Here is a 24206-nt window from a genome sequence, read left to right on the forward strand (position 1 = left end):
CATCCAATGGCTCGCGATCTTCTCGCCGCCTCCCCCAAAATGCTGCCTATCGAGAAAATCCAAACTAGACCCTATCTGCCTCATGTGTCAGGCCGAGGAATGATCAGGGCCCGGCAAATTTGCTGCGTACTTAGCGCTCTCTGCCGCCATATGCAACAAACGCGATACCGCTGCCCTACTCGAAAGCGACAGCCATCCCCACCACACCATCTCATTATACACCGACGTGCCGGCCCCTTGCCAATCGCTTGCCGCGGTGTCAATTGGAAACGTCAGAAATTGCTAATAGACCACACAGGGTATGTTGCCGCGTCAAAATATGCATTGATAACGCTAGTTAGCCCTGGATTGGTGAACCAATCCGGGTATTTTTTTGCATACTGGCGGCGGAATGAACGCAAGGGAAACGGATGGCTACAAAAATTCTCATGGTGGGGGCGGGGCTCTCGGGCGCAGTGATCGGGCGTGAACTCGCCGAGGCAGGCCATCAGGTCGAGGTCGTGGATACACGCAGCCACATCGCCGGCAACTGTCATACGGAGCGTGACGACGAGACGGGCGTCATGGTCCATGTCTACGGCCCGCACATCTTCCACACCGACGACGCCGAGGTCTGGAACTATGTGAATGGCTTCGAGACCTTCATACCGTTCAAGAATCGCGTTAAGACGACAAGCGGTAACCAAGTCTATTCGCTGCCCGTCAATCTGCACACGATCAACCAGTTCTTCGGCAAGACCTTCCGGCCGGACGAGGCACGCGCCTTCATCGAAGAGCAGGCTGATAAATCCATCACCGATCCGCAGACCTTTGAGGAGCAGGCCCTCCGGTTTGTTGGCAAGGACCTCTATGAAGCCTTTTTTAAAGGTTATACGCAGAAGCAGTGGGGCTGTTCGCCGACCGAACTGCCAGCTTCGATCCTGAAGCGGCTTCCCGTCCGCTTCAACTATGACGACAATTATTTCTTCCATAAGTTCCAGGGCATGCCGGAAAGCGGCTATACCCGGATGGTGGAACGCATTCTCGACCACCAGAACATCACGGTAAAGCTCGGCGTTCATTTCGACCGCAGCCAGGCGGCTGATTTCTCCCATGTCTTCTATTCCGGACCGCTGGACGGCTATTTCACTTACGAGCTTGGCCGGCTCGGCTACCGCACGCTCGATTTCGAGCGCTTTACCTATGAGGGCGATTATCAGGGATGTGCGGTGATGAACTACGGAGATTTCTCCATACCTTACACTCGAGTCACCGAGCACAAGCACTTCTCCCCGTGGGAGGAGCAGGCCAAGTCCGTCTGCTACCGTGAATATTCGCGTAGTTGCGAACCCGATGACGTGCCCTATTATCCCATACGGATGGTCAAGGAAAAGGCGCTTCTTGCCGACTATGTCGCACGCGCGGAAAGGGAATCTGGAATAACCTTCGTCGGGCGTCTCGGCACCTATCGGTATCTCGACATGGATGTGACAATACGGGAAGCGCTCGACACGGCCCGGCTTTATCTGTCAAAGAAGGGAGAAGGCATAAAAATGCCGGCTTTTGTCCATTCGCCTATATGACATGAATGCTAGGGTCGGAGCGGAGACCGGGCATGTTGAATGTTCTTGTATTGAGTTTACCCTGGGCGGAGGGCCGGCGACAGGCGTCGCGGGCGGAACTCGACCGCTATGGGATGAAGTTCGAGTTCTTCGACGCCGTGGACGGCGGCCGGCTGCCTGAGGAAATTTCGAATTGCCATTATGACGCGGAGACGAATGCCCGGGCCTTCAAACGACCGCTGTCGGCCGGCGAGATCAGTTGCTATCTCGGCCATCTGCAGATGTGGCGCCATCTCGTTGAATCCGACGCCAAGGCGACACTGATCCTGGAGGACGACTTTGAGTTCACGCGCGACCCGACCGCGTTCCTGAACGAGATCGCGGGCTATGATCTCTCGAACGTCATCGTGAAGCTCGATGGGAATGYGCCCCGTCGCTCCAGAAGACTTCAGCAGATCGGCGACACCTGGCTAGCGACGAACAGCCTGCTCCCTCCCCGCACCACCGGCTATATCATTGGCGCTGGCCCCGCGGCCGTGCTGTTGGAGCGGAGACAGCGTTTCTTTCGCCCAGTCGATATCGACCTGAAATGCCATTGGGAACATCGCGTGCCGATTCTGGTGACCGAGAAGGCGCTCATCCGCGAGCGTCAGCACAATGTCAGCGGCCTGGAGAATGCACGCGCCGAAAACAAACCTTCCACCTTGACTCGATTTTGGCGCAATCTCAGCTATCAGGCTACGTTCCGTTGGGGCATACGGACTGCTGGTCCTTACGAAATAGCCCAATTGAAACGAAAAACCCGATAGCCTGATGCAGGAAATACCCGTAAACCATCCGCCGAGGCCGAACCTTGTCGTAGTTCGCGCCGGCGAGCGCTCGCTGCATCCTGGCTGGTTGAACCGTCCTTACGAGGCACGGACGTTCGATCTCGTTGTCAGCTACTTCTCCGAGGCGGCCTATGCCGGGCATAAGGTTGAATCGGGTGTCAGCGCTGTTCTGATCAAGGGCGGAAAGTGGGACGGGCTCTTCAATACGCTGACCACGCTACCTGAACTCGATCGTTACAACTATGTCTGGCTACCGGATGACGATATCGCATCGGACGGCGAGACGATCGACCGGATGTTCGATCTCGCGCGAACCTATGGACTGGCAGTTTGCCAGCCTGCGCTGACGCGGGATAGCTTTTACTCGCATTTCATTTTCAGCCAGTGTCGAGCCTTCCGGCTGCGTTATGTCAATCATGTGGAGATCATGGTGCCGTGCCTCAACCGCGCGCTACTCAAACGGGCTCTGCCCTATTTTGAAGGCACCATGAGCGGCTTCGGCCTTGATTACATCTGGTGTCGTTGGCCGGAAAGCGGACCATTTCGCGCCGCTATCCTCGATGACATTGCCGTCCATCACACGCGCCCGATTGGCAGCCAGTTGAAAGGAGCCATTAGCTCGGCCGGATCCAGAGCGCAAGATGAAGAGGGCGTGCTCAGGGCTCGTGTTGGCCTTCCTAATGGCCGGGTCGTACCGCTTGCCTATGCCGGGATAATGACTGACGACAAAAGGGTTGATGGGCAGGTTGCGATGGGATGGTTGATGTTCCGCTCCTGGCTTTCCGATCTTGGAAGCTTCCGCAACCCCCGGCTCGCATTCAATAAGTCTATGCAGGTCCTCAAGCGTCAACATATTAAGCCCTTGGATTTAGGGCTTCTGGAGCACTCGGGCAATTCAACCGTATAAGGATGCTTGCGGCATGATCCACCGAAGCTTAATAGCCAAGTTCAACAGGAAGCGGGTCATGCTGGTTGAGTTAGAAAGCCTGCTATATCTAGGCTCCGCTATTTAGCGTCAGCCTTCATTTAAAGGGAATATGAATGCCACGTGATATGCTTCCGCCATCGACCGCTGATGAAATCTGGTACGTCAGCTTTGAGCGACTTGAGAGTCGCGGTGGCGGTTTAGGTACCTATATACGTCACGTGAAGCGCGCGGCCGAGGCCCTCGACCGTCCCATCCGAATATTTCAGATCGCCCGGGGGGATTCTGGCTCCCGCTCTCTCGACGGACGGACCACAATCATCGATGTCCCGATGCTCAAAACTCCCGCGAAGGACGCTCTCGGCTATTGGATGCATCTGTCGTTGAGCTTTGCGGAAGCTATCTTGGAAGAGATTTCGAGCGTAGGGCGTCCGAAAGCCATTGAGCTTCCGGACGGCTTCGCTGTTGGTTATTTCCTGTTCCAGAAGAAATGGACCGGCGACGAACGCTTGCAAAACGTTCCGCTCCTTCTTTGTGCCCACACCCCAATCGGCATTATCGAAGAGTGGATTGGCAATTCTCTTTATGCTCTTCCGAACTGGTGGACATACAGAGCTGAAAAATGGTGTTTCAAAGCGGCCGACGCGGTCATCACGCTTTCCGGCATGATGGATCGGCTCCTTGAGCAGAAGGGATATTTTTCGACCGACACAATTCGTTTTCGTTCTGTTAATCCCTTTCTTCCCTCACACAGAGCTTCTGCACCGGAGCGAGGGCAGCGGAAGCTCACTGCCGGCATGGCGTCGAGGATGGTAAACTGGAAAGGTTTACCCCAAGTCATCGCCTTGGCGGCAGAAGCCGAACGCCAAAAGCTACCGATCGTTTTTGAGCTTTGTGGACACAAAACGCCCGACTTCGAAGAATTCTTAGTCTCTAAGAAGGAACTGTTCGAAAACGGCAGGGTCATTTACCTTGGTACGTTGAACGAGGAAGAGCTTCAAGCGAGACGCCAGAATTGGGACTGCCAGCTTCACCCCTCACCAAAGGATAATCTTCCCTATACCGTGATCGAGGGCTTAGCGGCTGGGCTCCCCTGTCTGATTACCAAAGACAACGGAGTTTCCGAGATTATCTCTGACGAGCTCCGCGACAAGATCGTCGTCGATTTCAGTAAGCCCTCTAATGTGCTCGAGAAAATTACGCGCATTTGCGAGGCCCGCGATGCTCTCAACTCTTTCGACCTATCGATATTTTTACCGAAACCCTATTTCGGAGGCCGAGACGACCTCATCACTTCTCTCGCAGCTGAAAAAAGAGCCTATAGAAATTTTCCTTTTGTTGATGCCGACCAATCGCGGGAAGACCTACGCCCAGCTGATCGACCGTTGGCTTCAGCATCTGGGGCTCGGCTTACGGTCGTAGTTCCTTATTATAATATGTGCTCATATATAGAACAGACCATTCACTCGGTTCTTCGAAGCTCTGTCCCGACAGAGATAATTCTGGTCAACGACGGCTCCTCTGATCCAGCATCCGTCAGCAAGCTGGACGACTATCGTCAGCACCAAAGAATCCGTGTTTTTGATATACCAAACGGTGGGGTCGCTCGAGCTCGAAATTTCGGTGTAACTCAAGTTGACACGGAGTTTGTCGCACTGCTTGATGCGGATGATACCGTTGAGCCTACCTATTATCAAAAAGCCATCCAGGTTCTGGACAGCTATGACAATGTGGGTTTTGTCGGAAGCTGGTGTAACGATTTTAAAGATATTACCGGTGAGACAGTCCGCTATTGGGTCACATACAATGCAGAGCCAATGCCAAACATCGTGATGAATAATACCAATTGCCAATCTTTGGTGTACCGCACGAATTTATACCGCAAATACGGCATGCATGATCCTGAACTGAAAATGTATCTCGACGACTGGGACGGAATGCTGGGAATGCTCGAAGGCGGCTGTTTTGGCGTGATGCTTCCGGACGCGCTCTTCAATTATCGCCAGAGAAGCGGCTCTATTTTTTCAAGCGGAAGATCCGCTTGGGAGACCAACTATGCCTATATCGTCCGGAAAAGAACCGCTCTTTTCGAACGGAACGTCGAAGAGGTAACACTGTTTCTGAATGCCAATGGCAGTAACTCAAACTATCATCTTCTAGGTCAGCCAGCCCATGGGCAGGAGCAATCACCATTTTTCCCCGGTGAGTTTCGGTTGCCCCACAGGCTTGCGCGCTCTGTGGCGAAAAAGCTTATTCGATTTGCGAATAAGGGACGCAGGTGAATTCATAAGATGAGCCAATCACACGTTCTGCCAGCTTGTAACGACGCTGTTGACGTCTCAATCATCTTGAATGTCCATCGTGAGCGCGGCTTTCTTGCTCGAACAATGCACTCGATCGATGCCGCTGTAAGATATGCCAAACACGCTGGTATTTCATGTGAATTGATAGTCGTCGCCGATCGGTCTGATGATTCTACCCTTTCTTGGCTCCAACATCGTGCAAATAATGACTACTCCGCCTTTTCACTTAAGGAAGTAGATAACGGCTCCTTAGGTTTGTCGCGAAATGACGGATTATCTTTAGCCCGCGGGGAGTTTGTGCTCACTGCGGACGCAGACGACCTTATCTCCGTTAACACTATTAGTGCATCTGTCTCTGCCGCCTTAACCGCGACCGGAAAAGCAATATACTTTCCTCAATATTACTTCTCCTTCGGAGTTGACCCACACCTTTATGAACTACACCCGTTATCAGTCGTCACACCGCAAGCGCTTTTTGCACATCACCCCTATGTGTCGAGATTTTTGGCTCGGCGTACTGATATAGACGGCCTGACCTTTGYCGACTTGAAACTCTCGACTGGTTTTGCGTTTGAGGACTGGCATTTTAACTTGCAAGCGGTTGCGGCAGGCCTGGATCTGAGAATTGTTCCAGACGTTACTGTATATTACCGCCAACGAGGGAGCAGCCTGCTTAGGGAGGCAAACCGGACCTCCATAGGCCTAACTGCGCACTGTGATTTTTTCAAAGCCGAACAATACCTATCTCTGACCGCCGGCACCCAAGAAGCGGCACTCGCTCCCATTAATTGGGAAATCTGCGATCCTGAACAGGTTCGGCGGCGATTCAGCAGCAATCAGACCCAAATAGAGATGTTACTTATGGCTGCGCAAATTGACCCAGGTGTAGATCCGTTGCGGCTGCCACATATTCACGCTTTTGCGAACGCGGGCGGAGACCGCCGGCAAGGTGCAGCTTGGCGAAAGATTTGCGAATTTCTTGGGGAACGGAATTTTGAAGAGGTCCTACTTGTCCCCTTTCTGAGCCATGGCGGCGGTGAGAAATATGTTTTGAATGTAATGGAGTCAATTAGGCGACAGGACCCTCGTCGAAAAGTATTGATCCTGTCTGGACAAAGTTTCAAAAACCACGCTGGACTCGAGAAGTTTGATAACGACATGGTTTTTATTGATCTCTTTGACCTCATAGGCATTGAAGAGCCGTCAGCTATCGACGTTCTTACGCTGAGGGCAATTCAGACCTTTGCACCCAATGCGCGTATTCACATTAAGTCCTGCCCATACGCCCAAAGATTTACAAAGAGATTTGGAAGCGTAGTAAACAACGAAATGATATACTATCGGTTCTGCGACACTTACCGTCGCGCGCATGGAGAGTGGATCTGTTGTGGGCATGAGTTTGATTTTATTTCGGAGGTAGGCGCTCGCTTTAAAAGCATAGTTTGCGATAATAACTGGATACATCGTTGGGACGTTGCGCGTCTTGATGAAATCAAGGACCGGTATGTGACGCTTTACAACGCGGTAGAGTCGGATCTTGCTGACAAAGGCGGCGGTGCCCAGATGAGACATCGTATTCTTTGGGCATCGCGGCTAGACTCGCAAAAGCGACCCGATCTACTTCAACAAATTGCGGAACGTCTTGCTGCGGAATGGCCCGAAGCGATTATAGACGTTTGGGGTAGTTCCGTCCTCGACTCCCACGATACTGATTCCCTCAAAGCTTTAGGAAATGTGAACATTAGGGGACCATTCGCCGGCTTTGCTTCTCTGCCCTTGCGCGATTACGGGACATTCCTCTACACGACCAGCTTTGATGGCCTTCCGAACGTCATTTTGGAAGCTATGCAAGCCGGCCTCGTCGTCGTGGCACCGACAATCGGAGGCATCCCCGAGATATTAACCAACGAGACGGGGTTCCCCGTGGTGCAAGTACCTGATGACCGAAAACTGGTCGAAGCTTATGTACGGGCTCTTCTTCAGTGTGCGAATAACGCTGACAGCGTGGAACGTTTGATGGATCGAGCAAATGTGGCTCTGTGCGACCATCATTCTCAGCGTGCCTTCGATCTACACGTCTCAAAGATTTTTCTCCGGGGCCAATAGCCCGACCCAGGACGAGGCCGTATGAAAATGTCAAATCAGCTAATGGATGCGCTAACCGATGTCCGACGGGAGATTCTCTCCTCAGTGGATTTAAAGAGAGTATTCACACATGCACGAACCGGGAACCTCGTACTAATTTGCGCCAGTGGGAATGCCGGCGATGGGTTAATCCATCTGGGAGCTTTCGAACTACTTGAACATTTTGACCTGAAGCCGCCCATAATCTCGGACCAACAGCTCGACCAAGTGCCGCCTGATACTACTGTCATCATGGTTGGTGGGGCGCTTATAGAAGGTGTCTGGGATGAGAGAATGCGGGCGCTTAAAGGGTTCCTGGAACGCGGCGGCCGCGCGATCCTTCTCGCTTGCACCTTATTTGGGTTTAGTGAGCTGCTCAAAAAACACGCGGATCAACTCTTTATCTTCACCCGTGATGCCAGATCTCTGAACAATGCGCAAAATGCCGGCGTTTCGGCATATCTAACACATGATTTGGCTTTTGCTCTACCGGTTGAATTCTTTCAATCACTAGCGAAGGCAGGCAGCGGAACACTACAAGCCTTCAGAACAGATGACGAACGTGCAATTCCCGAAGTACCCTTCGGGAGCTTGGATTTGAGTTTGCTCTGGAATGGTGATCTCTGGTCTGACCGCGCTGAGACAGAACGCAGATGCAGAATACTTGGCGAGATACTTACGACGTTTTCAGAATTGGTGACGGATCGCCTTCATCTTGCAATTTACGGGATAGCGCTAGGCCTGAAGGTTCACTTGCACGATACTGCTGGCGGCAAGATATCAGCCATCTACGATCATACTCTTTGCCGCTTCAAGAATGTTGAGTTTAAAATCTCGGAGAACAAAAACCCAAAAGGCGAGTGGCAACCACGCGATCAGCTTCTGGAAAATGYGCGCGAACTCGCCAGGCTGCGGCGTGATTGGTATGAACCAGAGCTCAACAGACTTCGCGACGTTGCCGCTGAGTACGAGCGTCTGAAAAGCGAATGGTATGAGCCTGAGATAGAAAGATTAAGAAGCACAGTTTCTAAATTACAGGATGAGTTGGCCGAAATCGTATCGGATGAGCACGACAAATACGACATCTCTTTACAAGAATTGGAGATAGCTAGGTCGGAAATTGTACGGCTTCAAGGCCGCCTTCTTTTAGCATCCCAGCAAATAGATGAATACCACCGCGCTGATGAGCTCCGAAAGAACGAGGAACTAGCCCCAAAGGATGAGGAGTTCGGCTCACCGCCGTCGCATGTAGACCAGGTCGAGCTAGTCAGCGCACCAAAAGTTTCGATTTTTAGGTCGCTTAAGCTCGCCAGTTATGCGCTCTTTCCGTACAATCCGCGACGCCGCGAAAAACGGCGCAGAATGATGACGTCAATCTGGAATCGCTAAATCTAGCCTAGATGCCGTAATGGCCCGGCGTCTCATGAGTTTGCAACCCGGTCCCGACAGGACCAGATCTGATCTGACCCCTTCAAAGTGGACCAGTTCGGTTAGAGTTTCCGGAGCATTTTCCTGGGCGGGAAAGGAACGGAAGACGATGAAGGCATCGCAGTTTTCGGTGCCCAGAAGGCTTTCATCCCGAAGCAAGGCGCCAAAGGATCGAAGCTCGACGCTGAGGCGGACCGCTTGTGCGGCGCCGGACACTAGGCCGGCAGCTATGAGCGGACATTGCACATGACGGCCGGCGAGGTAAAGCTGAAGGTGGGTGGCCATACTTTCGAGACGGCATTATCGAGCGTTATCGGCGCCGGAAAAGCTCGGTCGAGGAAGCCTTAGCCGCGAGAGATCCTTCTTTTCCTTTCCGCCGCGGGCGCATCGCCGCAATCGTAGCGGCCCAAATAGACGCACCACCGGCCTCACTGTTAAAGTTCTTAACAGCTCGAGCAACAGGCTTCTCAAAGAAGTAATGCAAAACGGCGGCGGCAATAACACATACGACCGTCAGGAAAATCGCGGCATTAACGTCTCCCAAAGACTGAGCGGTCTCAGGAACACGCAGGAGCACCAACATCGGCGTGTGCACCAGATAAAGCGAGAAGCTGATCGTGCCGAGCCAAACAAGCGGCTTTGAAGACAGAAAATCATTCGCTGTACGCACACGCGAAAAGGAGTCCCTGGCGAGTATAGGCACGATCGCAAGGATTACTGCAAAGTTGAGCAGGTTATTCCCCTGCCAGATTATGCCTGACGCGATGAATGCCAGCGCCAGCACCATAAGAGCGGCTAGCCACTGCTCGTCCAAGCGAGCGAAAAGCGCATTGATCTTGATCTCACTCTTATAGATGGCAGCACCGAGTGCCATTCCGGCAACGCCTTTGATCAGACCCAGGCTTACGAAAGGGTAGATAGTTTGAACTGCCATCAGCCCATGTGCGTGATCGGCGACGAAAAGATACCCTGCACCCGCCAAAATCAGCAGAACGATCACTCGCCCACGAACCAGAAGCGGCAAAAACAGCGCYGACAGCCAAAACTCAATTCCAATCGACCAGGATGGAGAGTTGATAACCGGCACATCAATGATGCCTAATGTCATCAGAAACGCGGCGTCTTCCAGACCAAGGCAACGTCGGAAAAGCTGCCATCCGGCGGGGCGTATTGCCCGATTGAACGATTAAGTTCAAAGACGATTAGGCTCAAAAGAATAGTTGCCATATGAAGTGGCCACAAACGCCAAAACCGCATCCAAAAAAAAGACTTTAAGCCATACTTCTCTGAGACAAGTACTCTGGCAAGCACGAAGCCGGAGAGGACAAAAAACAAATCAACGGCAAGAAACGCGCCCCTGAACAGCCGATCGCTTGTCCAGCCTGTTATCCCCCCGGCAATATGGCTCAACAAGACGCTGAGGGCCAGCAGCCCGCGTAGCCCATCAAGGTAGTAGATTCGCATTTTGTCCGTCACCTCAGTGGAAGCGCTTATAAAGAGTGGGGGGAAGCTGAATCAACAATAACATGAACCCAGGTGACATACCGTCCCCAGGTAGCGCACTTCTGCCTGGCTAGGTGAAGGTGGCCCGAGCGGCAGCAGCAAATCAAACGTCGCATAGATCACCTTGGCCATGATAATCTCGCCGGAAGCGATCTGCACCAGCATTGCCGCTTCGGTCGAAAAGCAGACGCCGCCTGCTGCTTGCACGATGCAGTTCGACATCAACTTCCTTGCCTAAAAAGCGCGTCTGGCTGTGTGAGGAATAAGCGCGCTTCGATCACACTTACGCTCTCCAGCCTGATTTTCTAGCCTCGATCTGGTTGCACATCGTCTATTAATCGTTATCTTGGATCAATATGTTATTTTTTGATAAACCATAACCCATGAATTCCGGTAGTAGACGGCGAATCGCCTTTGCCCTATCGATGGGATATGAAATCGAGCCTCGAACATCTGCCCGAGAAGAAGCAGCGGGAGCTTGCCCGCGTCGTCGAGATCATCCACGAGGAGTTTGCCGATACACTCGCGGGAAGCTCGGCCGCCTTCAAGACGCGCGGGCGGATCCTGAAGATCATCCTGTTCGGCTCCTATGCCCGCGGCACCTTTGTCGACGAGCCGCACACGATGAAGGGCTACCGCTCCGATTACGATATCCTGGTCATCGTCAGCTCCAAGAAACTCGCCGAGCCGCAAATATGGGACAAGGCGACCGACCGGCTGATGTGGGACAAGGGTGTCTCGACGCCGGTGGGGCTGATCGTGCATGGCGCCCGGGAGGTGAACAACTTCCTGGCCGACGGGCAGTACTTCTTCGTCGACATCCTGCGCGAGGGCATCGTGCTCTACGAACTCGACGACCGGCCGCTGGCCGAACCGAGGCGACTTTCTCCCGCCGATGCGCTAAGGGTGGCGAAGGAGCATTTCGAAAGGCAGAGCCAGAGTGCGAAATATTTTTGCCACTTGGCGCGCTATGCCATTTCAGATGGACAACCAAATCACGCGGCATTCAACTTACATCAAGCCGTCGAAACCGCTTACTCCTGCCTCCTCCTCACGCTCACCAACTACAGCCCGCCATCGCACAACCTCAAATTCCTACGTGGCCTTGCCGAGGATCACGACCGCCGGCTCATCGAAGCCTGGCCGCGCGACCAGCACCGCTTCACCGCTTGGTACAACATCCTCAACGAGGCCTATGTGAAGGCACGCTATTCAAAGCACTTCGAGATCACCGAGGAAGCGCTCGCCTGGCTTCTCGAGCGGACGGAGCATCTCCACCGTCTCGTCGAGGCGATCTGCAAGGAGCGGTTGGTGGAATTGGATGATCCCAGGCTCGCATAGAAGAGGCGATGCTGTTGATTGCGAGATGGCCCACTCCCTCGGGAAGTGGCAAGCCGACCATGATAGATGCCGGACATTGTGCAAAGAGGTTCGCATCCAATGGCGAGCACCGTATTTTGATTTACTCACCCCCGGCCCACGAACGGCATCTTGGTTGCCATCACCGTCATCGTCAGCACGTTGGCGCTGAGGGGGAGACCTGCCATGTAGACGACCGCGTCGGCCACATGGGCGGCATCGATCGTTGGCTCGGCCGCATAGCTTCCGTTTGCCTGCAGGATGTTGGCCGAGATCGCCCGCGTCATGTCCGTCGAGGCATTTCCGATATCGATCTGGCCGCAGGCTATGTCGAACTCGCGCCCATCAAGCGCCGTCGACTTGGTCAGCCCGGTAATCGCATGCTTGGTCGCAGTGTAGGGAGCCGTGTTCGGCCGCGGCGTGGTGGCCGAGACGGAGCCGTTGTTGATGATACGGCCGCCGCGTGGGCTCTGGTTTTTCATCAGCCGGAAAGCCTGTTGGGTGCAGAGGAAGGCGCCGGTAAGATTGGCGCCAAGGATGGCGTTCCAATGCTCGAAGGAGAGTTCCTCCATCGGCACGGTCGGGACATTGATGCCGGCATTGTTGACGAGGAGATCAAGCCGCCCGTACTTGTCGGAAATCACGTCGAACAGCGCCCGGACGGAAGCCGGATCGCCGACATCGGCCGAGACCGCTAGGAATTCGGCTCCTGTCTCCTCCGCCAGTTCAGCCACGGCCCTTTCCAGCACATCCACTCGCCGTCCGGAAACGACGACCGTGTAGCCGGCCGATCCGAGCGCCCGGCTGATCGCGCGGCCGACACCCGTTCCCCCGCCGGTCACCAGCGCTATCTTGCCCCTTCCGTTGGAAGACGTCTCACTCATTCAGTCCCTCCCAAATTCCTCTTTGATACCACCTGCTTGCAACTTTTCGCTGCACCCGAGGCCAGCGAGTTGTCGCACCAGTCGATGCATGCATCGTTCATCGATAAGTCTTCAGCCAACCAAGCCCCGCCTCCGTGGTGGTTGCCGGCCGATATTCCGCCCCAATCGGCCGATCATATCCCTGCTCTTCCAGGAAGCGCAGGATATACCTGTAGTCCACCTCCCCGTGATCCGGTTCACCGCGATCGGGAACTGCTGCGATCTGGATGTGCCCGATCGAAGGCAGACAGGTTTGCAGACGACGGGTCAAATCGCCTTGATTGATCTGCAGATGATAGCAATCGAACATGAGCCTGATGTTCGCAGCCCCTACAGCGGAGATGATCTCCAGCGCCTGCTCCGCGGTTTTGAGGAAATAACCAGGCGCATCGCGGTGGTTGAGCGGTTCGATCAACACGCCGAGGCCTGCGTGGCCGGCGAGATCGCAGGCGTGCCGCAGGTTGGCGATGAAGGTGGAGCGGGCATCCTCGCCTGCCGCCCTTCCCGCCATTACATGGACGTTGAGCGTGCCCGTTGCGGCGGCATAGTCAACCGCCTGCTCGATTGCCCGACGAGCCTCGACCTCCCGCCCCGGCACGGCGGCAAGCCCGTTGTCGCCGGCTGCGACATTGCCCCGGATGGTATTGAGGCCGAGCATGGTGAAGCCCGTCTCCTCAAGCGCAACGCGCACCGCCTCAACCGGAACGTCGTAAGGGTAGTGGCATTCGACGGCATCGAAGCCCGCGCGTTTTGCCGCCCGGATCGCATCAGGAAGCGAAAGTTCTTGCCAAAGGAAGCCAAGATTGGCGGAAAAACGCAGCATGCTCAATCCCACTCCACGTCGTAGGTCCGGACGATATCGGCAATCTGGGCCACGCTGAGAAGCGAGGGGCTGGCGCCTCTCGTCAGCATCGCCAGCTTTGCCGTCTCTTCGAGTTCCTCGACAGCATAGACCGCCGCCTCGAGGTCCTTGGCCGCGACGACAGGTCCGTGGGCCGCAAGCATCACGGCACTTCGCTTGCCGGCGAGCCCTCGGATCGCATCGCCCATGGCGGGATCGCCCGGCATGTAATAGGGCAGCAGCTTCACCTTGCCGAGTTTCATGATGGAATAGGCCGTCAGGGGTGGCAGCATGTTGTCTGCATCAATCCCGGGCAGCAGCGAGAGCGCCACGGAATGGCAGGAGTGGAGATGCACCACGGCGCCTGTTTTTTCCGGCCTGGTTTCATAGAAAGCGGCATGAAGTGGCATCTCCTTGGTCGGCTTTTCGCCGCCGATCAGACGCCCGTCCCGGTCGAAGCAGGAAAGTCGGGCCGGATCGAGCCTACCGAAAGAACTCCCCGTCGGCGTGACCAGCAGCCGGCCGTCACTGAGGCGCGCGGAGATATTGCCGGAAGAACCGGCTGTCAGCCCCCGGTCATAAAGTGATTTCGCCATGAGGCAGATGTCTTCCCTGAGCCGGGTTTCCTCGCTCATTCGGCCTCCAAGCGCTCAAACGCTTCCTCAAAGAAACTCTCTTTGCCAAAATTTCCGGATTTCAGGGCAAGAGCAACACGTTCCCCTTCTATATCGGCAAAGGTCCAGGGCACACCCGGCGCGATCTCCGGACCGATGACAAGCCGCATAATGCCGAGCGCCTGCGTGATCGCGCCGGAAGTTTCGCCGCCGGCGGCGACGAACCGGCGAATGCCGAGCCGTAAGGCTTCGCGCGCCAGCTCCGCCAGGGCCTGTTCGACCACCTGGCTTGCTCTCTCCAGTCCGAGCTTTTCCTGGGCCTGCCGAACCTCGGCAGGTTCGGCGGTGGCGAAGATCAGCTTCGGCGCGTCGGGAGACTGCCGTTGCAGCCAGGTGCGCGCGGCCCCCACCCCTTCGCTCGCGAGAGCGATCGGATCCAGTCGGAAGCTTGCACTCCGTTGCGCATAATAGGCGACCTGCCTGCGCGTCATGGCCGAGCAGCTGCCCGACAGGACAAGCTGCCCGCCCCTAGGAGCGGTCACGGCAGGCGCCGTTGCCAACGAGGAAATGAAGCCTTGTTCGATATAGAAGCGCGGAAGCTGGCCGGCGACGGCACTGCCGCCCGTCAGGAGAGGCATGTCCGCCGTGGCGGCCGCGATCGACCGTAGATCGTCGTTATCAACCGCATCGACGATCACATGTCGCACGTCCCCCTCGGCAAGACTCCGCAGCCTGGCCTTCAATGCCTCGGGCCCTTTCGAAACCACAGGACGGCTGGCAAGTGCGACCTTACCCTGCACCTGTGGCTCAAGAAGACGCAGCAGGCTGGGATCGCGCATCGGCGTCAGCGGGTGATCCTTCATAGGACTTTCGGAAAGAAGCTGCTCTCCGACGAAGAGGTGGCCCATGAAGACGCTACGGCCATTTTCCGGAAATGCCGGGCAATAGATGGTCTGCTCAGCGCCGATCTCCGACATCAGCATTTCCGCCACCGGCCCGATATTACCGTCGGCCGTGCTGTCGAAAGTGGAACAATATTTCCAGAAGAACCGCGTCGCGCCGGCCTCTTTCAGCCACGAGAAGGCCTGGCGAGCTTGCTCGACCGCTTCCCGCACCGGTGCCGTCCGGCTCTTCAGCGCAATCACTTCGAAAGTCGTCGGATCGGAATTGTTTCGCTCTTCGGACGGCACCCCGATGCGCAGCGATACCGGTAGGCCGCTGCGCGCCAAAAGCGCTGCAAGATCCGTCGCGCCGGTAAAATCGTCGGCTATGCAGCCAAGCACGATGCCCATGGCGCTCACCCCCCCATGCCCGGCAGGACGGCGCCACTCTTGCGCGCCAGGATTTTCGCGACGGCGGCATCATCCTCCAGCCCGAGCCCCGCTTCGGCAGCTTCGAGGAAAAGCTGCATCGCTGCTGTGGCGAGCGGTGTTACCGCACCTGCTTTCTGCGCCTCGCTCGCCACGATGCCGAGATCCTTGACGAATATGTTGACGGCCGAACGCGGGGTGTAGTCACCCGTGACGATATGCTCGCCCCGATTTTCGAACATCCACGAGGAACCGGCGGAAACCCGCAGCACATCATAGAGGGTTTTGAGATCGATCCCGCTCTTTGCGGCAAGCGTCATTGCTTCGGCGGTTGCGGCGATATGCACGCCGGCCAGAAGCTGGTTGATCATCTTTACCTGGGAGCCGGGACCGGCGCGATCTCCAAGACGGAAAACCCTGGCGGACACGGCATCCAGTGCGGCAGACGCGCGCGAAAATGCCTCGCCCGAGCCGGACGCCATGACAGTGATCTCGCCCGACAGTGCTCGCTGGTGCCCACCGGAAACCGGTGCATCGATGACCAGCATGCCTGCTGTCTCCAATCTCTCCGCAATGGCGACAGACGCGCTTGGCGCCATGGTGGTGCAGAGCAGGAAGACCGTCGAGGGTCGCGCGCCCTCGAGCGCCCCTTGCACCCCGAAAAGCACGTCCTCGACTTGCTTGCTGTTGACGACATAGACGAAGACGACATCGGCTGCCTTCACGGCTGCGGCAGCCGTGGCGCAGGCAAGACCACCCGCCTGAGCAAAACGCACCAGCACATCAGAGCGCACGTCGCACCCATGCACGGCAAAACCCGACCTTAGCAGGGAAAGCGCGGCACCCCAGCCCATCGATCCCAGCCCGATTACGGCCGCTTGACCTGAAACCTCCACGGAGTTCCCTTTCCGCTTAAATCTTCACTGTTACCGATACCGGTATCGATACCATCGAATGTTTTACCCTGGGATGTCAATAGCGTACTATTTCCATTCGGCCGCAAAACGTCCTATGACAGGGGCCAGGTTGGCGGAAATCAGCGGCCATCAGGGGATCCACACGGGATGCGAAAACCCACTCTTGAAGAAGTCGCCGCCGAAGCCGGCGTCAGCAAGATGACGGCATCCCGGGCGCTTCGTGGGGCAAGCGATGTCTCCAAGGAAACCCGTGCGAAGGTTCTGAATGCGGCCGAGCGCCTCAGCTATGTGGGAAACCGGCTGGCACTTTCGCTTTCCTCCCAGCGGACCAACTTGGTCGCCGTCGTCGTACCCAGCATGTCGAACATCGTATTTCCCGAGGTCCTGGCAGGTATTTCGGCTGCACTGGAAGGGTCCGGCATGCAGGCTGTCTTCGGCATATCCGATTACGATCCGGCAAAAGAGCACGCAATCATTCGCGACATGCTCTCCTGGCAGCCCTCCGCCATTATCGTCACCGGTCTCGACCAGCCGGGAGAAACAGCCAGAATGCTCCAGAGTGCGGCGATACCGGTAATCCAGATCATGGATCTCGACGGAACTCCGGTCGATTTCAACGTCGGGCTCTCGCACGGAAGGGCCGGAGAAGACATGGCGCGGGCGCTGCTTGCTGCCGGCCGCAAACGGTTCGGCTATATCGGAAGCGCGCTTGACAGGGATTTGCGCGCGGGCAAGCGCAAGGTGGGTTTCGAACGCGTCTTGCGCGAAAGCGGTCTCGGTTTCGTCGAGCAGCAACAGGACAGTGCCTTCTCCTCGATCGCGCTCGGAAAGCGGCTGACGAGCACCATGTTGGCCACCGCCCCGGATCTCGATTGTATCTACTATTCCAATGACGACATGGCGACCGGCGGCCTCTTCGCCTGCATGGAACTCGGCATCCCAACGCCGGAAAACATCCTGATCGCCGGCTTCAACGGGCTGGACCTTGCCCAGGCACTGCCGGTCAGGATTGCGACCTCCAGATCTCCGCGCCGCATGATCGGCGAGACTGCGGGAAAGCTGGCACGAGAGGCGGTAACAACCGAAGCCGCCTCTCTTCAGAAGGTGTTTTCCTTCATTCCGGAAATCACGGGCGTGCCGCACCTGCAGTAGACGATCATCTATCTAAGGCGGCAGGACCGGTTCGCTCGTTCAGACAGCATCCCGCACCCGCAGCCAGGCATTGTGCAGGTGCTTGCCAATGATCGCGACGAGCGTCTCCACATCGCGCTTTTCGAGAGCTGCGACGATGTCCTCGTGCTCTGCCATGGCTGCTGCCCACCGCTCCGGCCCTTCATGTCCGATGAAACGAATTCGTTTCAGCCGAGCCTGCAGTGTGGCATGAAAAGCCGACAAATGCGGATTGTCGGCCAACGCGACCAGGGACGTATGGATCTGCTGGTTGAGCCTATAATATTCCATCCGCTCGCCGGCTTCGTAGTGCGCCCTCATGCGGTCGTGAAGTTCGCGCACGCGCGCGATCTCCTCGTCACTCGCCACCTCGCAGGCAAGACGCGCCGCCAGTTCCTCCATCGCCCGGATCRGTACGAGCATGTCGTGCACATCTTTGCGGGTGAACTGGCGGACCACTGCACCGCGACCCGGAACGAGTTCGACCAGACCTTCGCTGGCCAGCGACTTCAACGCTTCGCGCAGCGGAGTGCGCGACACGCCAAGCGATTCGCCGAGCTGGATTTCATAAAGGCGCTCCCCCGGCTGCAGTTCTCCCTCGATAATCATGTCCCGCAGCCGGCTGACGATCTCCTGGTGGAGCGACTGCCGTTCGATAATTCCGCGTCCTACTGCTTTTTCGGCCGTACCGTCCACAGGGTGATCCTCGGTTTGAGTGTTGCTTCTTTCAAATCATCTTACGCCATCAGAAGGGGACTTCACAATGCACGCATAATCCTGTATACAGAATACAGAATGCGCTCCGAAGAGCGCGCCGACAGGGAGGCAGAGATAGTGAACGCAGTGAACGTTGATTTGCGGGCCGCAGGACGTCCGACATTGGCATTGGCGATGGGCGACCCGGCCGGAATCAGCCCGGAACTGACAGCTCGTCTGCTGGCGCTTCCCGAACTGCGCGATGTCTGCCGTTTCATTGCCATCGGCGATGAACGCGTTCTGCGCAAAGGCGCCGAGGTCGCAGGCGTCGAGCTCGATCTTCAGGTCGTGGCCTTCGACAATATTCCCGAGCGCGCGCTAGGAAGGCATGTTTTCGTCGATCTCAGCCATCTCGATCCGGCCGACGTGACGCTCTCCGAGGCAACACTTGTCGGCGGCCAGTTCGCCGTCGAGAATTTTCGATTTGCGTTGCAACTTGCCCATCGAGGACGCGCCGACGGTGTCTGCTTCACGCCCTTTAACAAGAAGGCGATGCGTTACGCCTATCCCGGCTACGACGATGAGATCCGCTTCGTCTCGGATGTGCTCGGCTATCCCGGCAAGATGCGCGAGTTCAACGTGCTGGAGCGCATCTGGAACGCGCGCGTGACCTCGCATATCCCGCTTTCCGCCGTCGCGTCCCATCTTTCGCAGGACGCCATTATCGCCGAACTGAAACTGACCGCTGATTGCCTGCGACAGGCGGGTTTCGAGCAGCCGCRCATTGCCGTTGCTGGTCTCAACCCGCATGCCGGCGACGGCGGCAGCTTCGGCATGGAGGAAATCGATATCATCGAACCGGCTGTGAAGGCCGCCCGGGCGCTCGACATGGATGTGGAAGGTCCCTTCCCGGCGGATACGGTGTTCCTGCGCGGTCTCAAGGAAGGTTTTCAGGCTGTCCTGACCATGTACCACGATCAGGGCCAGATCGCGATGAAGATGATGGGCTTCGACAAGGGCGTGACCATGATCGGCGGGCTCCCGTTCCCGCTCTGCACACCCGCACACGGTACGGCTTACGACATCGCCGGACGCGGCATCGCCGATGTCGGTGCCTCACGCGAGGCGGTGCTTCTTGCCGCAAGAATGGCTGAGCGGAGACGGATTCCCGCTGAGTGAACTAGTTTCGAAGGCGCTGGAGGGCGCCGATACAGCAAAAGGGAGGAACTGACATGCTGAAATATCTCTCCGCCGTCACACTGGCGGTCGCGGTCGCCACGCCGGCCGTGGCTTTCGAGCCCAAACGGCCTGTGGAGTTCGTGGTCACTTCGGGCCCGGGCGGCGGCACCGACACCTTTGCGCGAACAATCCAGTCGATCATCGCCAAGCATGAGCTGATGGACGCCTCGATCGTCGTGACCAACAAGGGCGGCGGCAGCGGCGCGGAAGRCTTCGTCTATGCCGCCGGCTACAAGGGCGACCCCCACAAGCTCACCTTCGGCACCAACAACGAATACCTGCTTCCGAGCGTGGCGGCCGTTCCCTACAAGGCGGAAGACCTCACACCGGTCGCCGCCATGGCGCTCGACGAGTTCCTGATCTGGGTGAACGGCAAGTCCGATTTCAACGATGCAGCATCCTTCGTAAAGGCCGCAAAGGAAAAGCCGGGCGCCATCCAGTTCGGGGGGAGCCAGTCGAAGGATACCGACCAGATCCTCGTGTCGTCTCTGGCAGAAGCGGTCGGAGCCGAGTTCCGCTACATTCCCTTCAAGAGCGGCGGCGAAGCCACGACCCAGCTTGCCGGTGGCCATATCGATGCCAATGTCAACAATCCGAACGAAAACCGCGGTCAATGGCAGGCCGGCATGGTCAAGCCGCTCTGCGTCTTCCGGCCAGACCGTTTCCCAAAGAGCGACCCCGTCCATGACGGCAAGGGCTGGCACGATATCCCGACCTGCAAGGAAGCCGGCATCGCGCTGGAAAACTATCGCATGCCGCGTACTGTCTGGCTGCCAGCCGGCGTCGAGGAAGATGTCGTCACCTTCTATCGTGACGTGCTGCAGAAAGTCAGCGAGACACCGGAATGGCAGGAATATCTCACCAAAACGTCTCTGACCGGTCAGTTCATGGTGGGCGAGGAATTCCAGTCCTACATCGAAAAGGACAAGGCGAGCGTCTCCAAGGTGCTCGAGCGCGAAGGCTGGCTCATCAAGTAACCCATCCAGTTGGAGGAGCTTGCCATGGCTGACGACAGCAAAAGGCACCTCAGCCGCCGGACAATGGAGATCGGCACGGCGATCGCCACGGCGGCAGCGGGCGGCGCGGTCTGCTACGGCGCCGCCGAGATCGGTACGGGCTGGACCGAAACCGGACCGGCGCCCGGTTATTTTCCCTTCTATATCGGGCTTCTCATCATCCTGGGAAGCCTGGCCAACCTGATACGAGCGTTCGTTAAGGATTGGAGCGGGGAGATTTTCCTGGATAGCGAGCGCGCCCGGCCGGTTCTGGCCTTTGGCCTGCCTCTCGTCGGCTTCATGGTCGGCGCCCTTCTGCTCGGCCTCTATGTCGCGACGCTGCTTTACGTTTCGACCGCGATGATCTGGCAGGGCCGCTATCGCTGGTGGGTCGCCATCCTTACCGGCGCGGCGGTCACCGCTGCCTTTTATTGCGTCTTCGAGATCGCGTTCCAGGTGCCGCTGCTGAAGGGTCCGATCGAAGGCTGGCTCGGCATCTACTAAGCGGGCGGGCCGCCGCAGGGCGGCTTGCTAATATCGTTTGGGAGGAAGTTTCATGGAGAATTTCGGCCATCTGCTCGATGGTTTCGCCACTGTCATCAGTGGCTACCATCTGGCCATCATGGTGGTGGGCGTGATGCTCGGCATCCTCGTCGGCGTATTGCCCGGGCTGGGCGCGCCGAATGGCGTGTCGCTCCTCCTGCCACTCACCTTCGCCATGGACCCTATCTCGGCGATCATCCTGCTCTCCTGCATGTATTGGGGCGCGCTTTTCGGTGGCTCGACGACATCGATCCTCTTCAACATTCCGGGCGAACCTTCCTCCGTCGCCACGACTTTCGACGGATATCCAATGGCGCGCAGCGGTCAGGCGACGCGCGCACTCACCCTGGCCTTCATGTCGGCCGGCATCGGCGCGATCGCCGGCGTGATCATGATCACGCTGCTTTCGGGCTGGGTCGCCCGCTTTGCGCTGCAATTCTCGTCGCCGGAGTTCTTTGCTGTCTACTTCTTAGCCTTTGCCAGCTTCATCGGCATGGGGGCCAACGCCCCTGCAAAGACGCTTGTCTCCATGATGTTAGGTTTTGCGCTCGCGACCGTCGGCATGGATACGATCTCAGGCGGGCTTCGCCTCACCTTCGGCGTTCCCGACCTCATCAAGGGCGTGTCCTTCCTGGTGGCGGTCATGGGTCTGTTCGGTATCGGCGAACTCCTGCTGACTACCGAGGAGGGCCTCCGCTTCGAAGGCATCAAGGCCCGTATCCGACCTCTGGACGTATTGCGTACGATCATCGAAATCCCTCGACACGCCGTGGCGATCGGCCGATCCATCCTGATCGGAATCTGGATGGGCATTACGCCGGCAGGCCCGACGGCCGCGTCCTTCATGGCCTACGGCATGACGCGCCGCTTCGCCCGCAATCCTGAACTGTTCGGCAAGGGTGATCCGCGCGGCATCGTCAGTCCGGAGACCGCCGATCACTCGGCCGGCACCTCCGCGCTACTGCCCATGCTGGCCCTTGGCGTGCCGGGCTCGGCCACCGCGGCGGTGATGATGGGCGGACTGATGATCTGGGGACTGACGCCGGGACCCATGCTCTTCATCGATCGCCCAGATTTCGTTTGGGGTCTCATCGCCTCGATGTATCTCGGCAATGTCGTTGCCGTCCTGCTCGTGCTCAGCACCGTGCCTCTCTATGCCGCCATTCTGCGCGTTCCCTTCRCCATCATCGGGCCGATCATCGTCGCCGTGATCTTCTCCGGCGCCTATCAGATCRCCAATTCTACCTTCGATATGTGGCTGGTGCTGATCTTCGGCGTCGTCGGCTATGTGTTCAAGAAGCTGGAATATCCGATCGCGCCGCTCGTGCTTGCCATGGTGCTCGGCGACAAGGCCGAGGATGCGTTCCGCCAATCCATGCTGATGTCGAACGGCTCTCTCACGATCTTCTGGTCGAACTCGCTCGTCGCCAGCATCATGGGGCTCGGCATCCTTATGCTCGTCTGGCCGCTGATCGGGAAAATTATGGGCTTCCGCAGCCTGATCCGGCGCGGCCGTCAAAACCCGTCCAACGCAAGCTGAGATCAAGTTCCCATGTATCGTCACACTCTTTACCCCGCCTCCGGTAATGTATCCGTCTGCCTGGTCGGCACTGGCGCCTTCGGGCGCAGCTTGCTTGCCCACCGCGTTCCGCGCCTCGATATCGGGATCGCCGTCGACATGGATGCGGCCCGAGCGGCGGCGGCGCTTCGCGCCGCAGGCATTCCCGATGCCGATATTGCTATCTGTGAAAACGCCGAAACCGCTGCGCGGGCTTTTGCCGGCGGTCGCATCATCGCGACGGGCGATCTCGCCCACGTCATCGATCTGCCTTTCGACCTGCTCGTGGAGGCAACCGGTGATCCGGAGGCAGGCGCCCGCCACACCGACATGGCCGTCTCAAACGGCCGCCATGTCGCACTGGTGAGCAAGGAGGTCGACAGCGTCGTGGGACCAGGTCTCGCCCATGTCGCGGCTGAACGCGGGGTGGTCGTCACACCCGTGGACGGAGATCAGCCAAGTCTGCTGATCGATCTGGTGACCTGGGCGGAACTGCTCGGCTTCGAGATCGTCGCGGCTGGTAAGGCGAGTGAATACGATTTCGTCTTCGACCCGGCCACGGCGACATTGGCGAGCAATGGCGAGGCGATCTCGGTTCCGGAATTCTCGCGTCTCATGGATCTCGGCGATATGGAGGTCGAAACTCTGATCGCTGCGCGTGCCAATGCGGCAGCCGCACTGCCGCAACGGGCGGTTCCTGATCTCTGCGAAATGGGCGTGGTTAGCCATTCCATCGATCTTCTGCCCGATCGGTCGGATTTCCATTGCCCGATCGCCCGCATCACTGAGGTCCCGACGATCTTTTCCACGCGGCAGGAAGGCGGCATTCTCGCCGGTGACAGACGCCTTGACGTCTTCCATTGCCTGCGCTTGCCGGGCGAGGTGAGCTTCGCCGGCGGCGTTTTCGTGGTCATGCGCTGCCGCGATGCTGAAAGCTGGAAGATGCTGGCGGAGAAAGGCCATATTCTCAGCCGCACCGGCGACACGGCGATGATCTATCTTCCGCGTCACCTTCTTGGCCTGGAGGCGGCGACCAGCATCCTCGACGCAGTCCTCCTGAAACGGTCGAGCGGCGCGCCGGACCCTACCCCCCGTCTCGACCTCATCGCTGTTGCAGAGGCGGATCTGCCGGCCGGTACTTTGCTCTCGGCAAGCGGTCATCACCATGCGATCGAGAATGTCGGATCGGCGCTTATTCCCGCAGCCCCGCTTGCCGCCGACGCACCGGCGCCGTTCTATCTCGTCGCCAATCGCAAACTGGCAAAGCCTGTGCGCGAAGGCGAGGCAATAGCGCTCGGCCATCTCGAGCTTGATCCAAACTCCCATCTCTTGAGACTGCGAAAGCAGCAGGACGCGATCTTTTTTAACGCTTAGACAAGAATGCAAT

General features: G+C 57.4%; 22 protein-coding genes. 13 read left to right on the forward strand and 9 right to left on the reverse strand.

Annotation, left to right across the window (positions count from 1 at the left end; translation table 11 throughout):
- Positions 1 to 410: 410 nt before the first annotated feature.
- From glf to LCM4573_RS20865, 6 genes are all read left to right on the forward strand, one after another.
- A complete protein-coding gene (gene glf / locus LCM4573_RS20840; RefSeq protein WP_071008275.1) occupies positions 411 to 1562 on the forward strand; it encodes a UDP-galactopyranose mutase in 1152 nt (383 codons plus the stop codon).
- A gap of 32 nt (positions 1563 to 1594) precedes the next feature.
- A complete protein-coding gene (locus LCM4573_RS20845) occupies positions 1595 to 2350 on the forward strand; it encodes a glycosyltransferase family 25 protein (protein ID WP_157895532.1) in 756 nt (251 codons plus the stop codon).
- A gap of 4 nt (positions 2351 to 2354) precedes the next feature.
- Entirely contained in the window at positions 2355 to 3278 is a 924-nt protein-coding gene (locus LCM4573_RS20850; protein WP_071008277.1) for a hypothetical protein, read from the forward strand.
- Positions 3279 to 3412: 134 nt separating this feature from the next.
- Positions 3413 to 5578, forward strand: a complete 2166-nt coding sequence (locus LCM4573_RS20855; protein WP_083347562.1) for a glycosyltransferase — start codon at positions 3413 to 3415, stop codon at positions 5576 to 5578.
- Positions 5579 to 5587: 9 nt separating this feature from the next.
- Positions 5588 to 7705 carry a glycosyltransferase gene (locus LCM4573_RS20860; RefSeq protein ID WP_083347563.1) on the forward strand — a complete coding sequence of 706 codons (2118 nt, stop codon included), beginning with the start codon at positions 5588 to 5590 and terminating at the stop codon, positions 7703 to 7705.
- A 21-nt stretch (positions 7706 to 7726) separates the two neighbouring features.
- Positions 7727 to 9112, forward strand: coding sequence for a polysaccharide pyruvyl transferase family protein (locus LCM4573_RS20865; protein ID WP_116285634.1), 1386 nt, complete (start codon positions 7727 to 7729; stop codon positions 9110 to 9112).
- A gap of 349 nt (positions 9113 to 9461) precedes the next feature.
- On the opposite strand, the gene LCM4573_RS20870 is transcribed toward LCM4573_RS20865, so the two are convergent.
- The 3 genes from LCM4573_RS20870 to LCM4573_RS27975 are packed head-to-tail and all read right to left on the reverse strand — an operon-like array spanning position 9462 to position 10876.
- Positions 9462 to 10259 carry an acyltransferase gene (locus LCM4573_RS20870; protein ID WP_071008281.1) on the reverse strand — a complete coding sequence of 266 codons (798 nt, stop codon included), beginning with the start codon at positions 10257 to 10259 and terminating at the stop codon, positions 9462 to 9464.
- Entirely contained in the window at positions 10259 to 10615 is a 357-nt protein-coding gene (locus tag LCM4573_RS28820; RefSeq protein WP_071008282.1) for an acyltransferase, read from the reverse strand. The genes LCM4573_RS20870 and LCM4573_RS28820 overlap by 1 nt, the downstream gene beginning before the upstream one ends.
- Before the next feature lie 51 nt (positions 10616 to 10666).
- Positions 10667 to 10876, reverse strand: coding sequence for a hypothetical protein (locus LCM4573_RS27975; protein ID WP_131819002.1), 210 nt, complete (start codon positions 10874 to 10876; stop codon positions 10667 to 10669).
- 210 nt (positions 10877 to 11086) lie between these two features.
- On the opposite strand from LCM4573_RS27975, the gene LCM4573_RS20880 reads away from it, so the two are divergent.
- Positions 11087 to 11995 (forward strand): nucleotidyltransferase and HEPN domain-containing protein, encoded by a 909-nt coding sequence (locus tag LCM4573_RS20880; RefSeq protein ID WP_071008283.1) that lies wholly within the window; start codon positions 11087 to 11089, stop codon positions 11993 to 11995.
- 125 nt (positions 11996 to 12120) lie between these two features.
- Here LCM4573_RS20880 and LCM4573_RS20885 read toward each other — a convergent pair whose 3' ends face one another.
- The 5 genes from LCM4573_RS20885 to ltnD all read right to left on the reverse strand — a co-directional run bounded on the left by LCM4573_RS20885 (position 12121) and on the right by ltnD (position 16597).
- Positions 12121 to 12897 carry an SDR family oxidoreductase gene (locus LCM4573_RS20885; RefSeq protein WP_071008284.1) on the reverse strand — a complete coding sequence of 259 codons (777 nt, stop codon included), beginning with the start codon at positions 12895 to 12897 and terminating at the stop codon, positions 12121 to 12123.
- Positions 12898 to 12994: 97 nt separating this feature from the next.
- Entirely contained in the window at positions 12995 to 13759 is a 765-nt protein-coding gene (locus tag LCM4573_RS20890; protein ID WP_071008285.1) for a hydroxypyruvate isomerase family protein, read from the reverse strand.
- 2 nt (positions 13760 to 13761) lie between these two features.
- Positions 13762 to 14412 (reverse strand): 3-oxo-tetronate 4-phosphate decarboxylase, encoded by a 651-nt coding sequence (gene otnC / locus LCM4573_RS20895; RefSeq protein WP_071008286.1) that lies wholly within the window; start codon positions 14410 to 14412, stop codon positions 13762 to 13764.
- Positions 14409 to 15683: a 3-oxo-tetronate kinase gene (otnK, locus tag LCM4573_RS20900; protein WP_071008287.1), complete on the reverse strand. Its 1275-nt coding sequence runs from the start codon at positions 15681 to 15683 to the stop codon at positions 14409 to 14411. The genes otnC and otnK overlap by 4 nt, the downstream gene beginning before the upstream one ends.
- 5 nt (positions 15684 to 15688) lie before the next feature.
- Positions 15689 to 16597 (reverse strand): L-threonate dehydrogenase, encoded by a 909-nt coding sequence (gene ltnD, locus LCM4573_RS20905; RefSeq protein WP_083347564.1) that lies wholly within the window; start codon positions 16595 to 16597, stop codon positions 15689 to 15691.
- Positions 16598 to 16765: 168 nt separating this feature from the next.
- Here ltnD and LCM4573_RS20910 point away from each other — a divergent pair, with 168 nt between their 5' ends.
- Entirely contained in the window at positions 16766 to 17770 is a 1005-nt protein-coding gene (locus LCM4573_RS20910) for a LacI family DNA-binding transcriptional regulator (protein WP_083347565.1), read from the forward strand.
- Between the two features lie 39 nt (positions 17771 to 17809).
- Here the strand turns inward: LCM4573_RS20910 and LCM4573_RS20915 are convergent, their stop codons facing one another.
- Positions 17810 to 18484 carry a GntR family transcriptional regulator gene (locus LCM4573_RS20915; protein ID WP_071008289.1) on the reverse strand — a complete coding sequence of 225 codons (675 nt, stop codon included), beginning with the start codon at positions 18482 to 18484 and terminating at the stop codon, positions 17810 to 17812.
- Positions 18485 to 18679: 195 nt separating this feature from the next.
- Between LCM4573_RS20915 and LCM4573_RS20920 the strand changes: the two genes are divergently transcribed.
- The 5 genes from LCM4573_RS20920 to LCM4573_RS20940 are packed head-to-tail and all read left to right on the forward strand — an operon-like array spanning position 18680 to position 24193.
- The gene (locus LCM4573_RS20920) at positions 18680 to 19663 is read left to right on the forward strand and encodes a 4-hydroxythreonine-4-phosphate dehydrogenase PdxA (RefSeq protein WP_071008290.1); all 984 of its coding nucleotides are present in this window, start codon (positions 18680 to 18682) and stop codon (positions 19661 to 19663) included.
- Between the two features lie 53 nt (positions 19664 to 19716).
- A complete protein-coding gene (locus tag LCM4573_RS20925) occupies positions 19717 to 20700 on the forward strand; it encodes a tripartite tricarboxylate transporter substrate binding protein (RefSeq protein WP_071008291.1) in 984 nt (327 codons plus the stop codon).
- Between the two features lie 24 nt (positions 20701 to 20724).
- Complete coding sequence (locus LCM4573_RS20930) at positions 20725 to 21222, forward strand: tripartite tricarboxylate transporter TctB family protein (protein WP_071008292.1); 498 nt, start codon at positions 20725 to 20727, stop codon at positions 21220 to 21222.
- 52 nt (positions 21223 to 21274) lie between these two features.
- On the forward strand, positions 21275 to 22801 hold the full coding sequence (locus LCM4573_RS20935) for a tripartite tricarboxylate transporter permease (RefSeq protein ID WP_071008293.1): 1527 nt from the start codon (positions 21275 to 21277) through the stop codon (positions 22799 to 22801).
- Positions 22802 to 22813: 12 nt separating this feature from the next.
- Positions 22814 to 24193, forward strand: a complete 1380-nt coding sequence (locus tag LCM4573_RS20940; RefSeq protein ID WP_071008294.1) for a flagellar biosynthesis protein FlgA — start codon at positions 22814 to 22816, stop codon at positions 24191 to 24193.
- Positions 24194 to 24206: the final 13 nt, after the last annotated feature.

This window comes from Rhizobium sp. LCM 4573 (assembly GCF_001854865.1).
Classification (GTDB): Bacteria; Pseudomonadota; Alphaproteobacteria; order Rhizobiales; family Rhizobiaceae; genus Neorhizobium.

Coding starts and splice junctions, on each gene's coding strand:
- glf (WP_071008275.1), top strand. CDS start 411: ATGGCTACAAAAATTCTCATGGTGGGGGCGGGGCTCTCGGGCGCAGTG.
- LCM4573_RS20850 (WP_071008277.1), top strand. CDS start 2,355: ATGCAGGAAATACCCGTAAACCATCCGCCGAGGCCGAACCTTGTCGTA.
- LCM4573_RS20855 (WP_083347562.1), top strand. CDS start 3,413: ATGCCACGTGATATGCTTCCGCCATCGACCGCTGATGAAATCTGGTAC.
- LCM4573_RS28820 (WP_071008282.1), bottom strand. CDS start 10,615: ATGCGAATCTACTACCTTGATGGGCTACGCGGGCTGCTGGCCCTCAGC.
- LCM4573_RS27975 (WP_131819002.1), bottom strand. CDS start 10,876: ATGTCGAACTGCATCGTGCAAGCAGCAGGCGGCGTCTGCTTTTCGACC.
- LCM4573_RS20880 (WP_071008283.1), top strand. CDS start 11,087: ATGAAATCGAGCCTCGAACATCTGCCCGAGAAGAAGCAGCGGGAGCTT.
- LCM4573_RS20885 (WP_071008284.1), bottom strand. CDS start 12,897: ATGAGTGAGACGTCTTCCAACGGAAGGGGCAAGATAGCGCTGGTGACC.
- LCM4573_RS20890 (WP_071008285.1), bottom strand. CDS start 13,759: ATGCTGCGTTTTTCCGCCAATCTTGGCTTCCTTTGGCAAGAACTTTCG.
- otnC (WP_071008286.1), bottom strand. CDS start 14,412: ATGAGCGAGGAAACCCGGCTCAGGGAAGACATCTGCCTCATGGCGAAA.
- otnK (WP_071008287.1), bottom strand. CDS start 15,683: ATGGGCATCGTGCTTGGCTGCATAGCCGACGATTTTACCGGCGCGACG.
- LCM4573_RS20910 (WP_083347565.1), top strand. CDS start 16,766: ATGCGAAAACCCACTCTTGAAGAAGTCGCCGCCGAAGCCGGCGTCAGC.
- LCM4573_RS20930 (WP_071008292.1), top strand. CDS start 20,725: ATGGCTGACGACAGCAAAAGGCACCTCAGCCGCCGGACAATGGAGATC.
- LCM4573_RS20940 (WP_071008294.1), top strand. CDS start 22,814: ATGTATCGTCACACTCTTTACCCCGCCTCCGGTAATGTATCCGTCTGC.